This is a genomic window from Phreatobacter sp., assembly GCF_027532945.1.
In the GTDB taxonomy this organism is placed as follows: Bacteria; Pseudomonadota; Alphaproteobacteria; order Rhizobiales; family Phreatobacteraceae; genus Phreatobacter.
This window is the reverse complement of the sequence record NZ_JAPZTZ010000030.1, coordinates 1-16,535: the sequence shown is the minus strand read 5'-3', so window position 1 is coordinate 16,535 and position 16,535 is coordinate 1. Positions and strand designations below refer to the sequence as shown.

Sequence of the window (16,535 nt, the reverse complement as noted above, 5' to 3'; positions counted from 1 at the left end):
CGGCACGCGAGTGAGGGCAGGAACCATGCGCATCCGAGGTCTTGTTGCGGCCGCGGGGCCGTTTGTCGTCGCCGCTATTCTGGGTCTCTCGCCGCTCACGCCGGTGCGCGCGCAGACGTCCGAGCCTGAGCTCATCGATCTCGCCCAGGCCCCGCCTCCGCCCCAGCGCCGCCCCGATGCCACCCAGCCGCAGCCCCAGCGCAGCCCGGCGTCGCCCGCCCCGGCCCTGCCGCCGCTGCGCGCCTTCCAGCGCGACGACCTCGCCGAGCAGGCCCGCCGCTTCGAGGCCTCGATCGCAACGAAGCAGGCCGCCGACAGCCGTCCCATCGCCGACATCCGCCGCGACGCCGCCGCGGCCGCCACGCGCGGCGACTTCCGCGCCGCCGCCCGCGCCTGGGAATCCATCGCGCTGCGTTCCGGCACGGATTCGGCTCCCTGGGTGCGCTATTCGCAGGCGCTGTCCGGCGTCCGCACCAATGAATGGCGCGAGCGCGAACAGCTGCAAAACGACATCATGGGCTCGGCCTATATGGCCTATCGCCGCTCGGCCAACCGCAACGAGGAGGCCTTCGCCCTGGCCCATATCCGCCAGGTGCTGGTGGCGCGGCAGCAGTGGCGGCCGGCCATCGACGTGGCCCGCCTCGTCGTCGAGACCCGCGACACGCCCGAGGCGCGCGATGCCTATAATCGCCTGCGCGAGCAGCATGGCTTTCGCTTCCGCGAGACCAAGGTCGATTCCGACGCCACGCGCCCGCGCGCCTGCTTCGTCTTCACTGAGGCGCTGAAGCGCGGCCGCACCGACTTCGCCCCCTATATCAGGCAGACCGGCGTCAACAATCCGCCGATCACCGTCGAGGACCGGCAGATCTGTGTCGACGGGCTGCGCCATGGCGAGCGCTACACGTTCCAGGTCCGCGAGGGCCTGCCCTCCGAGATCCCCGGTGAGAGCCTGACCCGCAACATCGACGTCACCGTCTATGTTCGCGACCGCACCCCGGCGGTGCGCTTCTCCGGTCGCTCCTATGTGCTGCCGCGCACCGGCCAGCGCGGCCTGCCGGTGGTCACCGTCAACCTCGCCTCGGTGGATGTCGAGATCGTCCGCATGGGCGACCGCTCCATCGCCCAGACGATCCAGGAAGAGTTCCCGAAGCCGCTCGAAAGCTTCGAGATGCAGCAGCTCATTGCCGAGCGCGGCATCCGCGTCTGGAAGGGCACGCTGGAGACCGAGAACCGCCTCAACGCCGATGTGGCCACGGCCCTGCCGATCGACGAGGCGGTGCGGACGCTCGAACCCGGCGTCTATGTCGTCACCGCCAAGCCGACCAATGCCCAGCGGCCGCCTGAGGGCGAGGATTACAGCGGCGACGGCCGTGTCGCCCAGTGGTTCATCGTCTCCGACCTCGGCCTGACTGCGCTCTCGGGCATCGACGGCGTCCACGGCTTCGTCCATTCGCTGAATTCGGCGAAGCCGCTGGCCGATGTCGAGGTGCGGCTGCTCGCCCGCAACAACGAGGTGCTCGGCACCGGCCGCACCGACACGTCTGGCCGCGTCCGTTTCGCCCCCGGCCTCACCCGCGGCGAGGGCTCGCAGGCCCCGGCGCTGCTCGTCGCCCAGACGGGCCAGGGCGACTATTCCTTCCTCAACCTGCGCCAGCCCGCCTTCGACCTCTCCGATCGCGGCGTCGCGGGCCGCGAGGTCACGGGCCCGCTCGACGCCTTCCTCGTGCCTGAGCGCGGCATCTACCGCCCGGGCGAGACGGTCTATCTCACCGCCCTCCTGCGCGACGCCAAGGGCGATGCGGTGCCGAGCCTGCCGCTGACCCTCGTGGTCGAGCGACCGGACGGCGTCGAATATCGCCGCATCGTCTCGCAGGACCAGGGCGCTGGCGCCCGCGCCGTGCCCATCCCGATCGTCTCCTCGGCCCCGACCGGCACCTGGCGCATCCGCGCCATCACCGATCCGCGCGCGCCGACAGCCGGCGAGGTGCGCTTCATGGTCGAGGACTTCGTGCCCGACCGCATCGCCTTCGAGCTGACGCCGACCGAGCAGCGCCTCGCCCGCACCGCGCCCTTCGGCGCGACCGTCGATGCGCGCTACCTCTTCGGCATGCCCGGCGCCAATCTCGGCATCGAGGGCGAGGTCGTCATGGAGACGACGCCGGGCCTGCCGGACTTTCCCGGCTTCCGCTTCGGCCTTGGCGACGAAGAGGCGAAGCGCGATCGCGAGCCGCTGCCCGACGGGCTGACCACCGACGACGCCGGCAAGGCCACCATCGCGGCGCGCCTGCCGCGCATGGAGGACACGACGCGGCCGCTCTCGGCCCGCCTGCAGGTTCGGGTCGCCGAGCCGGGTGGGCGCGCCGTGGAGCGCACCGCGACGCTGCCGGTGCTGCCGGGCACGCCGCTGATCGGCGTCAAGCCGCTCTTCGAGGGTGACCGCGTCGGCGAGAACGAGACGGCGTCCTTCGAGCTCATCGCGGTGGCCGCCGACGGCCGCACCCGCCGCGCCGCGCCGCTTACCTGGCAGTTGCTGCGCCTCGAGACGCGCTGGATCTGGACCCGCGGCATGTCGGGCTGGTCGAGCCAGTCGGTGGTCACGACGCGCCGGGTCGCCGATGGCGAGGTGCAGGCGACCACCACGGGCGCGGCGCCGCGCATCGGCGCACCGGTGCCCTGGGGCAAGTACCGCCTCGAAGTTACGTCGGGCGGCGATGTCGCCGGGCCGATGACCACGGTGATCTTCGAATCCGGCTATGGCGCCGGCGGCACGGCCGATACGCCTGACGTGCTGGAGATGAGCCTCGACAAGCCGTCCTATGCGTCGGGCGAGACCATGACGGTGTCGATCAACGCCCGCTTCGCCGGCTCGGCCACGCTCGCCGTCATGGGCGACCGGCTGCTCGTCGAGCGCACCGTGGACGTGCCGCAGGGCCGCTCGACCATCGAGGTGCCGGTCGGCCGCGACTGGGGCTCGGGTGCCTATGCGACGGTCTTCGTGCGACGGCCGCTGGACGCCGCCGCCTCGCGCATGCCCGGGCGCGCGATCGGCCTCGCCTGGTTCGGCATCGACGCCGAGGCCCGCCGCCTCAAGGTGACGCTCGACGCGCCGGAGAAGATGGCGCCGCGCACCGCCTTGCGCGTGCCGGTGAAGGTCGAGGGCCTCTCCCCCGGCGAGGAGGCACGGGTCACGGTTGCCGCCGTCGACCTCGGCATCCTCACCATCACGAATTACCAGCCGCCGAAGCCCGAGGAGCACTATCTCGGCCAGCGCCGGCTCTCGGCGGAGGTGCGCGACCTCTACGGCTTGCTGATCGATGGCATGTCGGCCGTGCGCGGCTCCATCCGCTCCGGCGGCGACGGTCCGGGCAACCGCTTCTCCGGTGCGCCGCCGGCGCAGCAGCCGCTGTCGCTGTTCTCCGGCATCCTCACTGTCGGCCCCGACGGCACGGCCGAGGCGGTGTTCGACATCCCCGACTTCAACGGCACGGTTCGGCTCATGGCCATGGCCTGGACCACGACCAAGCACGGTTCGGCGTCACGCGACGTGATCGCCCGCGATCCCGTGGTGGTCACGGCGACCCTGCCGCGCGTGCTTGGCCATGCCGACAGTGCCACGGCGCGGCTCGACCTCGTCAATGCCGAGGGGCCGGCCGGTGCCTATCGCGTCACCGTGCGGCCCGAGGGCCCGCTGCGGCTGTCGCAGACGGAGGCGACGGTGCAGCTTGGCGCCAGCGGCGGCCGCGGCTCGGTCTCGCTGCCGCTCGCGGCAAGCGGGCTCGGCGTCGGCCACCTGTCGGTGCAGCTCACCGGACCGAACGGGCTCGATGTCACCTCGCGCTATGCGCTCGGCGTGCGCCCGGCCCTGCCGGACATCACCCGCCGCACGGTGCTGACCATGGAGCCCGGCCAGTCGGTGACCGTGTCGAACGACCTGCTCGGCGACTTCCTGCGCGGATCGGCGAAGGTCGCTGTCTCGGTCGGCCCGTCCACGGCCATCGACGTGCCGGGCCTGATCCTGGCGCTCGACCGCTATCCGTTCGGCTGCACCGAGCAGATCACCTCGCGGGCCCTGCCGCTGCTCTATCTCGACGTGCTCTCCGCCGCCGAGGGTGGGCTCGGGCTCGAGACGCCGGTGCGCGAGCGCATCGCCGACTCGATCGAGCGCATCCTGTCGCGCGCCTCCGGCTCGGGCTCCTTCGGCCTGTGGAATGCGGGCGCCAACGAGGATCCCTGGCTCGACGCCTATGTGACCGACTTCCTGTCGCGGGCGAAGGAGAAGGGCTACGGCATCCCGACGACGGCGTTTAACCTCGCCATCGAACGGCTGCGCACCCTCGTCGTCTCCACCAACGGCGTCGGTGACAACAAGGGCATGGACCTCGCCTATGCGCATTACGTCCTCGCCCGCAACGGCCGCGGCTCGCTCTCCGAGCTGCGCTGGCTCGCCGATACCCAGCTGAACGAGATCGGCACGCCTGTGGCGCGCGGCCAGCTCGGCGCGGCCCTAGCCCTCATGGGCGACATGGGCAGGGCGGAGCGGGTCATGGCCTCGGCGGTGACGCTGCTCACCGCCCGCGGCCAGACCGACATGGGCCGCTTCGACTACGGCTCGCGGCTGCGCGACGCCGCCGCCATCATGGCGCTCGGCGTCGAGGCGCGGGTCACGCGCCGCATCGTCGCCGACGCCCAGCGCGTCGTCGAGGACCTGCGCGGCCGGACCCGCTTCCTCTCCACCCAGGAGAAGGTCTGGCTGGTGCTGGCGGCGCAGGCGCTGATCGAGGATGCGAAGCGCATCCGCCTCGATGTCGGCGGCGCCGCCCATGAGGGGGCGCTCGCCCGCACCATCCGCTCGGACGAGCTCGGCACCGGCCTGACGCTGCGCAATACCGGGCCGGAGGCGGCGCGCGCCGTTGTCACCGTCACCGGCACCCCGGCGACGCCGGAACCTGCGGCGGCGAGCGGCTTCACGCTGCAGCGGCGCTACATGACGCTCACCGGCCAGCCCGCCGACATCGCCCGTGTCGCCCAGGGCACGCGGCTTGTGGTGGTGCTGCAGGTGACGGAGGCGCAGCCCCAGCTTGGCCAGATCATGCTGGTCGACCGCCTGCCCGCCGGCTTCGAGATCGACAATCCGAGCCTCATCGCCTCGGCCGAGACCTCAGCGCTGAAATGGCTGCCGGCGGAAGCCGTCCAGCCGGACTACAAGGCCTTCCGCGACGACCGGTTCATGGCCGCCTATAGCCGGACCTCGGAGGCCGCCGGCACCTGGCAGGTGGCCTACATGATCCGCGCGGTGACGCCGGGCCGCTATCTCGTGCCGCCAGCAACCATCGAGGACATGTACCGGCCCGAGCGGGCGGCGCGCACCGCCACCGCCCAGACCGAGGTCACGGCGGGCCGCTGATGGGCTGGCGCCGCCTTCTCGCGCTCGCCGCCGGCGGCCTCGTGCTTGCCGGCGCCGGCGGGCTCGTGGCGCTGCATCGGGCCGGCGCGGGGCCGGACGGGGCTGCGACGCCCTATTCGCGCGAGGTGGTGGATCGCAACGGCCGGCTGCTGCGCCCCTTCCAGACCGACGACGACATGTGGCGCTTCCCCGGCGCCGTCGCCGAGGTCGACCCGCTGTTCCTGAAGATGCTCACCGCCTTCGAGGACCGCCGCTTCGCCCATCATCCCGGCGTCGACCCCCTCGCGCTCGCGCGCGCGACTGGCCAGTGGCTGCGCCATGGCCGCATCGTCTCCGGCGGATCGACCCTGTCGATGCAGGTGGCGCGGCTCATCGACAAGCGCGAGGACGGCCGGTCGCTCAGCGTGAAGCTGCGCGAGATCGCCCGCGCCGTCCGGCTCGAGCGCGAGCTCGGCAAGCCGCGTATGCTCGACCTCTACCTGTCGCTCGCTCCTTACGGCGGCAATGTCGAGGGCATCCGCGCTGCCTCGCTCGCCTATTTCGGCAAGGAGCCGCGCCGCCTGTCGCCGGGCGAGGCTGCGCTCCTCGTTGCCATCCCGCAATCGCCGGAAGCGCGGCGGCCCGACCGCCACCCCGAAGCCGCGCGGCGCGCCCGCGACCGCGTGCTCGACCGGATGCTGCTCGCAGGCGTGCTCAAGCCCGAACAGGTCGCCTCCGGCAAGGCCGAGCGCGTGCCGGTGGCCCGCCGGCCCATGCCGACCTTCGCCTGGCATGCGGCGAACGAGGCGATCGCTGCCGAGCCCGCCCGCCGCGTCCACCGCATGGCCTTCGACCGCACGGCGCAAGAGGCGCTGGAGACGCTGCTGCGCGATCGCGTGAGGGCTCAAGGCGCGCGGCTCTCCGGCGCGCTCATCGCCATCGATCACCGCAGCGGCGAGGTCATCGCCCGCATCGGCGCCGCCGATCCGCTCGATACGGAGCGGCAGGGTGCGGTGGACATGACCCGGGCGGTGCGCTCGCCCGGCTCGACGCTCAAGCCCTTCATCTACGCCATGGCCTATGAGGCGGGCCTCGCCCATCCCGAGACGCTGATCGAGGACCGGCCGTCGCGCTTCGGCACCTATGCGCCGGCCAATTTCGACCGCGGCTATCAGGGCACGGTGTCGACGCGCGTCGCGCTGCAGATGTCGCTGAACGTGCCGGCGGTGGCGTTGCTGGAGGCGGTGGGGCCGCAGCGCTTCTTCTCGCGGCTCGAACAGGCCGGCATCCGCCCGCAGCTGCCGCGCGGCGAGGTGCCGGGCCTTGCGGTTGGCCTCGGCGGCGTCGGCCTGCGCCTCGCCGACCTTGCGGCGCTTTATGCGGGCCTTGCCCGGGGTGGCGAGATGCCGGCCCTCGTCGAGCGGCTGGGCGCGCCGCAGCTTGCCGGCCGGCCCGTCACCGATGAGGCCGCGGCCTGGCATGTCGGCGACATCCTCACCGAGGCGCCCGCGCCGGATGCGGCGCTGACCGGCCGCCTCGCCTACAAGACCGGTACGTCCTACGGCTTCCGCGATGCCTGGGCGGTGGGCTTCGACGGCCGCCGCACCATCGCCGTCTGGGTCGGTCGCCCCGATGGCTCCTCGGTGCCGGGGATCACCGGGCGAACGGCGGCGGCACCGATCCTGTTCGACGCCTTTGCGCGGCTCGGCGCGCCGGCGGCCCTGCCGCCGCGCCCGGTGAGCGCAACGGCGCTTTCCCATGCGCAGCTGCCGGCTCCTCTCCGCCGTTTCGGTCCGGCGCGCGCGGAGGCAAGCGACACACGCGACCTGAAGATCGCTTTCCCGCCGGACGGCGTGCGCGTCGATCTTGGCGCGGTGCGCGGCGAGATGGACCCGCTGGTGGTGCGCACGACGGGCGGCCGCCCGCCCTTCACCGTGCTGCTCGATGGTCGCCCTGCCGGGCGCTTTGGCGCGCAGCGGCAGGTCAATGTGCAGCCGGACGGGCCGGGCTTCACCACGCTGTCGGTCGTGGACGGCGAGGGCCGCAGCGCCTCGGTGACGGTGCGGGTGGAGTAGCGGGAGGCTGGAGGCGGCGCCGTGGGCAGGTGCCCAATGCCCTCTCCGCGTCATGCCCGCCACGAGGGCGGGCATGACGGTCGAGGTTCAGGAGGCACGCATCGCGACCCCTGTGAGGGCTCACGCCCCCGGATGGTACTGATACAGCCAGCTCTCGGACGCCACCTGGTCGCCGACGCGGAGGTAGCAGCGCATCTCGACGGGCTCGTTGCCCTCGACCTTGAGGTCGAACTGGGTGCGCCAGTGGCCGGGCACGTCGTTGGGCACGGCCTCGGTGTACTGGTACTCGCCGAAGGTGCCGCGCGAGGCCCAAAGCACCGGGCGGGGCAGGGTGCCCTTGGGCAGGCTGGTGAGCGGGCCGCCGGCGAACTCCACGAGGAACTTGCGCACGCCTTGCGGGCGCGGCTGGCCGGGCTGGCCACCACGGCCGAGGCGCGTGGCGACGACGCGCGCCAGCGGCGTCGGATAGGGCTCGTCGGCGAGCCAGTGCAGCCGGTAGCGAAACTCGCGGGGCTGGCCCGGCTCGCCCGGCACTTCCGGCACCCACATGGCGACGATGTTGTCGTGAATCTCGTCGTCGGTGTTGAGCTCGACGAGCTGCACCGCGCCGCGGCCCCAGTCGCCCTGCGGCTCGACCCAGGCGGAGGGGCGCTTCTCGTATTTCACGCCGTCGAGATAGTGCAGGAACTCGCGGTCGCGCTGGAGGAGGCCGAAGCCGCGGGGGCGCTCGTCGACGAAGCTCGAGGTCATGGTGCGCGGCGGATTGTTGAGCGGGCGCCAGATGCGCTCGCCGCCGCCGGTCCAGATGGCGAGGCCGTCGGAATCATGCACCTCCGGCCGCCAGTCGATGGTGCGGGAGGAGATCGTCTCCGAGTACCAGTACATGGAGGTGAGGGGCGCGACGCCGAGATGGGTGACGCGCTGGCGGAAATGCAGCGTCGCCTCGATGTCCATGACGACGCCACTGGTACGCCTGCAGAGGAAGCGGTAGGCGCCCGACAGCGAGGGCGAGTCGAGGAGCGCGTAGAGCGTGACGGGATCGGCTTCGCTCGCCGCTGGGGCGATCCAGAAGGATACGAAATCGGGGAATTCCTCGGGGCCCGGAGCCTGGCCGGGGGAAAGGGCAAGGCCGCGGGCGGAGAGGCCGACCTGGCCGAGCTCGCCGACGCCGCGAAAGTAAGAGGCGCCGAGCCAGGTCGCCCAGGGCTCCTGCGTCTTCCAAGGGCCGGACTTGGCCTCCTGCAGCCACAGGCCGGCAAAGGCGGAGGGCTCGGCCGGCAAGGCCGAGGCCGGATGGTCCGGGCCGATGGTGAAGTAGCGGGGATCGTAGAGGATCTCGCGGGCCGTCTCGCCCTGCACGACATGCATGGAGACGGTCTTGGGGAAAAACTGACCGACATGCTGGAAGGTGACGGGATAGGCGCCGGGACCCTCGCCGAAGAGGGCGACGTCCTTGTCAAAGCGCAGCTTGCCATGGGCGTCATAGTCGATGCGGCGGACGACATCGGGGTTCGGCCGGGTCGGCGCGACATAGGGCCGGCCGGCGCGGGCGGCGGCCATCTGCTTCAGCGCATTGTAGGAGAAGGGCGCGGGCTGGCCGAAGCGCAGGGCGGTCGCCGCTTCGGCACCGTCTCCAAGGAGGGGCGCGAGGCCGGCGGCGGCGGTGACGGCGAGGAGGTTCCGGCGGGTCAGCGTCTGGGTCATCTCTGTCTCGAATGGGCGGCGAGGCCCCCTCCGTGATGGCATGGCCTTCCGGGCGAAACTTGGGCGCATTCGTGCCCGGGGTCGTGCCCTTGCCAGCCCTGAGCCCTTAGCGCGATTGACATTTCGCCGCACCTGGTGTTTTTCGCTGGCCTCACGGCACTTCCGCCGAGGACACCCCATCCCAGCCATGGCTTTCGGTCGCACCAAAACGACGACGAAAACCAAGCCGGTCGCCACGCGCGGCACGGCAGGCTGACGCTTCGTCCTCGCTTCCGGGTGCTCCCCCGACGGGGAGATGGGCGCCAACGGACCCGATCGCGGTCCGGTCCCGGGGGAGAACCATAGCCGAAAGAGGCCAGATCATGGGTTACAAGGTCGCCGTCGCGGGTGCCACGGGCAATGTGGGCCGCGAAATGCTCGCCATCCTCGAGGAGCGCGGGTTCCCCGTTTCCGAGGTCGTTCCGCTCGCCTCGCGCCGCTCGGTCGGCCAGGAGGTCTCCTTCGGCGACAAGGTGCTGAAGGTGAGGGCTCTTGAGCATTACGACTTCTCCGATACCGACATCTGCCTGATGTCGGCCGGCGGTGCCGTGTCGAAGGAATGGTCGCCGAAGATCGGCGCCCAGGGCTGCGTGGTGATCGATAATTCCTCGGCCTTCCGCTACGATTCCGATGTGCCGCTGATCGTGCCTGAGGTGAACGCCGATGCGATCACCGGCTTTTCCAAGCGCAACATCATCGCCAACCCCAACTGCTCGACCGCCCAGCTCGTCGTGGCACTGAAGCCGCTGCACGACCGCTTCGGCATCAAGCGCGTCGTCGTCTCGACCTACCAGTCGGTCTCCGGCGCCGGCAAGGAGGGCATGGACGAGCTCGATCGCCAGACCAAGGCGCTCTATTCGATGAAGGACCCGGAGACCAAGAAGTTCCCGGCCCGCATCGCCTTCAACCTCATTCCCCATATCGACGTCTTCATGGAGGACGGCTTCACCAAGGAGGAATGGAAGATGACGGTCGAGACCAAGAAGATCCTCGACCCGAAGATCAAGCTGACCGCGACCTGCGTGCGCGTGCCGGTCTTCATCGCCCATTCGGAATCCGTCAACATCGAGTGCGAGCAGCCGATCACCGCCGACGAGGCGCGCGAGGTGCTGCGCCAGGCCCCCGGCGTGCTGGTCATCGACAAGCACGAGAACGGCGGCTACGCGACCCCGCTCGACGCCGCCGGCGAGGATGCGACCTATGTGTCGCGCATCCGCGAGGACGCGACCGTTGAGAACGGCCTCGCCTTCTGGTGCGTCTCCGACAATCTGCGCAAGGGCGCGGCCCTCAATGCGGTGCAGATCGCCGAGGTGCTGATCAACCGCAAGCTCATCCAGCCGCGGGCGAAAGCGGCGGCCTGATCGCCGCGACAGCTTCCACATTCTTATGCTGCGACGGCGGGCCTTCGGGTCCGCCGTCTTGCTTTGGGGCTTTCAGCTTGCCGCCGAGCAGGCGAAGACCTTGCCCGGCGCGTCGAGCACCGGCTCGAAGACGCCTGACGCTTCGTCCAGCACGCTGAGCACGCCCGTGGCGACGCCGAAGAAGGCGCCGTGCAGGCGGAGCCGTCCGCGCTGCTCGAGGATGTTCACGCAGGGAAAGGTGCGCAGGTTCGCCAGCGAATGGACGACCGAGGCGCGCTCCAGCGCGCTCAGATAGTCGGCCATGGGCCGGTTGCCGCGTGGGCCGAGGCTGTCGATGGCGGGCGCGATCATCGACATCCACTTGCCGATGAAATCGCCGGGCGAGAGCGGCTCTGCGTCCTCCGCCACCGAGGCGCGGATGCCGCCGCAGCGGGCATGGCCGAGCACGACGATGTCGGACACGCGCAGGGCCTGAACGGCGAATTCGAGCGCCGCCGAGGTGCCGTGCTGGCTACCGTCCGGGGCATAGGGCGGTACGAGGTTGGCGACGTTGCGGGCGATGAAGAGTTCGCCCGGTCCGACGTCGAAGATGACCTCCGGCGAGACGCGGCTGTCGCAGCAGGAGACGACCATGGTCTTCGGGCTCTGGCCGTCTTCGCCGAGCTGCCGGTAGCGCTCGGATTCCTGCGGAAAGCGGCCTTCCAGAAAGGAGGCATAGCCGTCGACCAGGCGCTTTGGCAGCATCATGGGGCTCCGTGACGGTTCAAACCGTGCTTGAAGACCCTTGTTCCCGGTCGGTCAATCGGGCTTTCGGCAGGGCTGGGTTTCAGAGCCAGCCGGGCAGCCTGTCCATGGCGATGATGGCCTCGACATCGAGGCGCGGGCGGACGATGGCGTAGTCGGCGCCCTTCACCAGCACCTCTGGCGAGAGAGGCCGGGTGTTGTAGGTGCCGGCCTGGACCGCGCCATAGGCACCGGCCGTCATCACCGCGAGGAGATCGCCGGGGCCGACCTTCGGCAGTTTGCGGCCGAGCGCCAGATAGTCGCCGCTCTCGCAGATCGGGCCGACCACATCGACCTTCGGCTTCGGCGCACCCGGCACGGGCTCCTTGATCGGGCGGATCTCGTGGTGGGCGTCGTAGAGCGTCGGGCGGATGAGGTCGTTCATCGCGCCGTCGACGATGACGAAGGTATGGCCCTCCGTCTCCTTCACATAGATCACGCGGGTGACGAGGATGCCGGCATTGCCGACCATCATCCGTCCCGGCTCCATGATGACGCGGCAGCCGAGCGAGGCCGTGTGGCGCTTCACCACCTCGGCATAGCGCACCGGTTCGGGTGGCGGCTCGTTGTCGTCGCGATAGGGGATGCCGAGGCCGCCTCCGACATCGACATGGTCGATGGCGTGGCCGTCGGCGCGCAGCGTGCCGACGAACTCGGCCAGCAGGGCATAGGCATCGTCAAAGGGCTGCAGGTCGGTGATCTGCGAGCCGATATGCATGTCGATACCGGCGATGTGGATGCCCGGCAGCTTGGCGGCGCGGGCATAGGCCTCGCGCGCCGTCGAGATCGGGATGCCGAACTTGTCGCCCTTCTTGCCCGTCGAGATCTTGGCGTGGGTCCTGGCGTCGACATCCGGATTGACGCGGAAGGAGATGTGGGCCGTCTTGCCGAGTGAGGTTGCGACACGCGACAGCTGCGCGACTTCCGGCTCGCTCTCGACATTGATGCAGAAGACGCCGGCCTCGAGCGCCGCCGCGTGCTCGGCCTCGGTCTTGCCGACGCCGGAGAACATGATGCGATTCCCCGGAATGCCGGCGGACAGCGCCCGCTTCAGTTCACCGCCCGAGACCACGTCCATGCCGGCGCCGAGGCGGCCGAGGGTGCCGATGACCGCCTGGTTGGAGTTCGCCTTCATGGCGTAGCAGACGAGGGTGTCGAGCCCGGCGAAGGCTTCCGTGAAGACGCGGTAGTGCCGCTCCAGCGTCGCCGTGGAATAGCAGTAGAACGGCGTGCCGACTTCGGCCGCGATGGTCTCGAGCGGCACGTCCTCGGCGTGGAGGCGGCCGTCGCGATAGGCGAAATGATGCATGGGAGGTGCGTTCGGCGTTGGCGGCGGAAGGGCCGCTCAGAGCAGCGGATCGAGGATGAACTGGCCGGAAGGCACGAGCTGGCCGCGGCCGACCGGACGGTTGCGGTCGTAGTCGCGGCGCGGGCCGGCCTCGCGCTGGGCAGGATTGGCGGGATCGGCCGCGGCTTCCGCGCGCGGCGGCAGGTTCGGCGGCGTCGGCCCGCCGATGGTGGCGGGCGTCTCGCCCGGCAATTCGAGGCCACCGCGACGGCCGCAGCCGCCGAGCGCCACGGCGCCCACGACGACGGCGAGGAGAGCGGTGCGACGGGAAAGCGATGCGGTCAAGACGGAAGCCCTCGGGCGAATGTTCGCGCCGGACCATAGCGGATGAGGCAAAGGACTGCGAGGGGGTCGCAGCGCGCAGCGTAGAAGCTTCGGCTAGATCTGAGTCTTTTTCGGCTGGATCGGAGTCCAAAGCGCGCAAGCAATTTGTCAGGCCAATCCGGCCATCCTAGGCGGCGGTGCGGGCTGCGGGCGCTTCGGCGTTGTCGTTGGCCGCCTTATCCCGAAGGCTTTCCGTTGCCTTGATGTACGGGATCAGACGATCGGGGTTCGCAAGACGGGCCCATCGCGCAACCTCGCCCAGATCAGGCTCCGATTGCAGCTTTCGCACAATCGCTGAACCTCGCAGTTGGCGAGGTGTCATCGCGGCGAATCCAATTCGGCAAAGTTCTTTGGCAAGAAGCCTTCGAACGGTAATCCGAGCAGGAGTGTCAGCTCGTTGGGTCGGGAGATAGGCCAAGGGAAGCTCGGCCGGGATGTCTGGCGTGAGCCCGATGAACCGTTTGATCCGCCATGCTGTGGGGCCCGAAGAAAACGCGGTGCAGGCCTCCGCACGGGTCAGTGAACGCAGCTCATCGAGAGTAAGTCCTTCGATCCCGGCGAGCGACACAATCGCCGTAGCTAGGCTTGTGCTACAGCAGTCTGGGGTCGCATCCAGACGGCTGAGAGCCGCGTCGACCAAGCTCGGACTGGTCAGGACGGGCTCCTCATCCCGAGCGATCGGCTCGATGAGCCCTGTCACCGCGTTGAACGCAATAAGCGATTCATGGCTCATGAACCTCAGGAGCCAGTTCACGGATAACACCGCCCTTGCCGCGGTTGCTTTGGCTTGTGTGTTCAACAGCGTGGCCGAGAACCTGTCGATGCTGGTCCGGTCGATTTCGTATGGCTCCAGCCCCTGCTTCGCAACGAAAGTCAGGAATTTTTCCGCGTCGCCCCCGTAAGCCGCGATTGTGTAGATGCCCATGTCTGTCTGCTGCAGCAGGTAGGCCATAAAGCGACGCGCCAGCTTGGAAGCCATCTCATCCTCATTGTCGAGATCGTCCCGGGCAATGCTTGGGAGCAACGCATGCTGCTCCGCATCCCATCCGGTTGCGCGCAAGGCGCAGGTGACGGTGGTCAATCCCAGCCGCTTCATGATTGTCAAATGGGATTCGCCGGCCTGAGCCAGTGCCTGGCCGAAGCCGTATTTCATGCCAGTTGACGTCAGTGGCTGCATCAATCCTGCCGCTCGCCCGACGTTCTGAAGCCCGTCCTGGACTGCACGAGGCCTGAGGGTTTCACCCTGCCGCCCGACAAAAAGAGGGGAATCCCCACCCTGCGGACGGAATGGACACGCTGCCTGATACTTTTCGATCGCGTCCTGTGTTTCCAGACGGATCTGCTGCAGGTGGCCGTGTTGTAAATCACCCTTGCAAACCCAGACGGCTCTTTTGCCGTCCAGCTGCTTGAGTACCTGGGGCATACGACAGATCTCGGATGGAGTTGCATTGGTATCCGCCATCACGAGCATCATCGCGTAGTCGCGCGCGACGACCCAGTTCGGCAAGGTCGGTTCCAATCCCGGGGATTCCGCTGCATGACTTGAATAGAAGAATTCAAAGGCAAGCTGCTGCTCGGCACGCGACACAGGCTTCCGTGTAGCAGCGCGCGCATGACGGCGGCGGGCGCCGTAGCGAAGCATCCCACGCAAGGCGCTTGCGCCGACCACTCCAGCTTCAAACTTAATCAATGAGCGCCAGGCGGCGATCCGGCCGTCACAGGTGCTCGCAGAAAGTCCCTCGCTCCGCCACCGTCGTTCAAGCGACTCAAGGTCCTCTTCGAGGGGGGACTTCAATACGCGGCTTGTATTTTCCCAGTGTTTTGGGTGCAAATCGCGATAAATCGCGACGATCGCCCGGCGCTTCAGACTAACTGTAGCGGGGGCGAAGCCACGAATTTCGAGATCGCAAAGCCAACGTGAGACAACCACGGCCAGCGGCCCCGGAAGGTCCAGGATAAGATCGTGTCGAATCTCGTCGTCAAACAGCTGCATGCTGAGATTGTTTTCGATTTCCTAGACAGAACAAGCGCGCTGTGCGCGAAGAACGTCGTCCTTTGCAGGATTTTCATTGGAATGGTTAAATCCAATCGAGCGCGAGAGCTTGCAGTTTGCTGCGCAGCGGGGGTCCAAGCGCGTCCAAAACACGCGTCCGCCGCGCAGGCAGCGGTCAGTCATCGCGGGCTCGCTTTTGCCAGTGGCCATTAGGTCTTGGATAAGCCAGGACGCCTTGTGAACGTTTGAGCCCGAGGCATCGGTCAGCCTGCTAACCGCGTTTATGCTGCGACGGGGGATCACCGTATCTCGGAAGAGCACACGGTCACCGTCGGAGAGCTGGAATTGGGCCCAATGCAAGGTGGCGATATCCACACCGGTCAAGCGACTTAGAGGACGCGCCAGATCACGGCGGTAAAGTAATTGAGTCCAAGGCCCCTGTTTGATGCCGATGGCGAGGCCGACTTGGCTGGGCCAGACGTTGGTCGCCACCGCGAAACGACATACAAACCCCAGTAAGCTCTCTTCTGTCCCAAGGTTCCAGTTTCGCGTACCGTGTGTCTTGAGTTCCTGCATGTCAGAGTGCCGCCTTCATTCGGCGGTTCGGCGGCGTGCGAGCCTTGAGGACTTCGGATTCCCCGCCTCGCGCAGGCGTGACCGAAGGAGAGTCCGGCGCAACTGCAATATCGAGGCTGGCACGGAGAACTTCGATCAAGGCATCATCCTTGATCGAGCTCGCCTTGAAAGGATTTCCGTAGGCCCTAGTGCACCATTCGGGGTCGTGCGATACGCTCTCCCAAGCCTGCGCGAAATGATCGAGCGATACGGGAGTCTGCTTTGCGCTGGCGGCGTTTTGCCACGCCATGATGAACAGGCGTGCGATCATGCCGACACGCCCACCGGTAGCGAGCGTTATCTGTCGACTGTGGTTCGCGATGTTCTCGTCGTAAACGGGCGCTTCGCTATCGAGTGCGTTCAGACTGAGGATTTGCAGGGATGTGAAAACCTCCACCTGATTGAGGATGAAAGCCAGCGAACGCTCGTGTGGGCCCATTCTGTGGCGCTGCGCTGGCTCACCAAGATCGTGCGCTAGCGCGTTCGCGAATATGGTCGACGAGGCTCGACCGACGACAACAATCCCGAGGTTTCCATGCCTCTTCTGCATCTCCAAGACAACGTTGGTCAGCGTATGGATTGCATTCGCCGATGCACATCCATTTGCGACCAGGCGATCGGCGTTCTCAACGATGATCAACCGAACGCCGTTCCTGCCCAGTGCATCCGCAATCAGGCTGCCGTGAATAATCGGAACTCGTGCGGTCGACGGAGGTAGCGCCAACACGCGGCAGAGAAGCTCTCCGAAATGTCTACCGTCAGCGAAGCTGTGAATTAGCCCCTTAAGTGCCCGGACAGGGTCTCCCACTTTGCTAAGAGGTAGGAGTAATGTCGGTATTATGACTGGTCACAATGCGAAGAGTGAGGTCCTGACGGGCCGAGAAGTTCGCCGGCGTCGTACGCCCGCGGA

The 16,535-nt window shown here is 68.3% G+C and carries 10 protein-coding genes; 3 read left to right on the top strand and 7 right to left on the bottom strand.

Annotation, left to right across the window (positions count from 1 at the left end):
• Nucleotides 1-25: 25 nt before the first annotated feature.
• Both O9344_RS18860 and pbpC read left to right on the top strand, forming a co-directional pair.
• Nucleotides 26-5,404, top strand: a complete 5,379-nt coding sequence (locus O9344_RS18860) for an alpha-2-macroglobulin (RefSeq protein ID WP_298480979.1) — start codon at nucleotides 26-28, stop codon at nucleotides 5,402-5,404.
• A complete protein-coding gene (pbpC, locus tag O9344_RS18855; protein ID WP_298480977.1) occupies nucleotides 5,404-7,458 on the top strand; it encodes a penicillin-binding protein 1C in 2,055 nt (684 codons plus the stop codon). Before O9344_RS18860 ends, pbpC begins: the two co-directional genes overlap by 1 nt.
• Before the next feature lie 120 nt (nucleotides 7,459-7,578).
• On the opposite strand, the gene O9344_RS18850 is transcribed toward pbpC, so the two are convergent.
• Nucleotides 7,579-9,162 carry a glucan biosynthesis protein D gene (locus tag O9344_RS18850; RefSeq protein ID WP_298480975.1) on the bottom strand — a complete coding sequence of 528 codons (1,584 nt, stop codon included), beginning with the start codon at nucleotides 9,160-9,162 and terminating at the stop codon, nucleotides 7,579-7,581.
• A gap of 362 nt (nucleotides 9,163-9,524) precedes the next feature.
• Between O9344_RS18850 and O9344_RS18845 the strand changes: the two genes are divergently transcribed.
• Nucleotides 9,525-10,562, top strand: a complete 1,038-nt coding sequence (locus tag O9344_RS18845) for an aspartate-semialdehyde dehydrogenase (RefSeq protein WP_298480973.1) — start codon at nucleotides 9,525-9,527, stop codon at nucleotides 10,560-10,562.
• Between the two features lie 72 nt (nucleotides 10,563-10,634).
• Here O9344_RS18845 and O9344_RS18840 read toward each other — a convergent pair whose 3' ends face one another.
• The 6 genes from O9344_RS18840 to O9344_RS18815 form a co-directional block, all read right to left on the bottom strand.
• The gene (locus O9344_RS18840) at nucleotides 10,635-11,306 is read right to left on the bottom strand and encodes a carbonic anhydrase (RefSeq protein ID WP_298481095.1); all 672 of its coding nucleotides are present in this window, start codon (nucleotides 11,304-11,306) and stop codon (nucleotides 10,635-10,637) included.
• Between the two features lie 82 nt (nucleotides 11,307-11,388).
• A complete protein-coding gene (gene lysA / locus O9344_RS18835; RefSeq protein ID WP_298480971.1) occupies nucleotides 11,389-12,654 on the bottom strand; it encodes a diaminopimelate decarboxylase in 1,266 nt (421 codons plus the stop codon).
• A gap of 36 nt (nucleotides 12,655-12,690) precedes the next feature.
• Entirely contained in the window at nucleotides 12,691-12,978 is a 288-nt protein-coding gene (locus O9344_RS18830) for a lipoprotein (RefSeq protein ID WP_298480969.1), read from the bottom strand.
• A gap of 166 nt (nucleotides 12,979-13,144) precedes the next feature.
• Nucleotides 13,145-15,010 carry a site-specific integrase gene (locus O9344_RS18825; RefSeq protein WP_298480967.1) on the bottom strand — a complete coding sequence of 622 codons (1,866 nt, stop codon included), beginning with the start codon at nucleotides 15,008-15,010 and terminating at the stop codon, nucleotides 13,145-13,147.
• Between the two features lie 21 nt (nucleotides 15,011-15,031).
• A complete protein-coding gene (locus tag O9344_RS18820) occupies nucleotides 15,032-15,586 on the bottom strand; it encodes a hypothetical protein (RefSeq protein ID WP_298480966.1) in 555 nt (184 codons plus the stop codon).
• A 1-nt stretch (nucleotide 15,587) separates the two neighbouring features.
• The gene (locus O9344_RS18815; RefSeq protein WP_298480964.1) at nucleotides 15,588-16,265 is read right to left on the bottom strand and encodes a hypothetical protein; all 678 of its coding nucleotides are present in this window, start codon (nucleotides 16,263-16,265) and stop codon (nucleotides 15,588-15,590) included.
• Nucleotides 16,266-16,535: the final 270 nt, after the last annotated feature.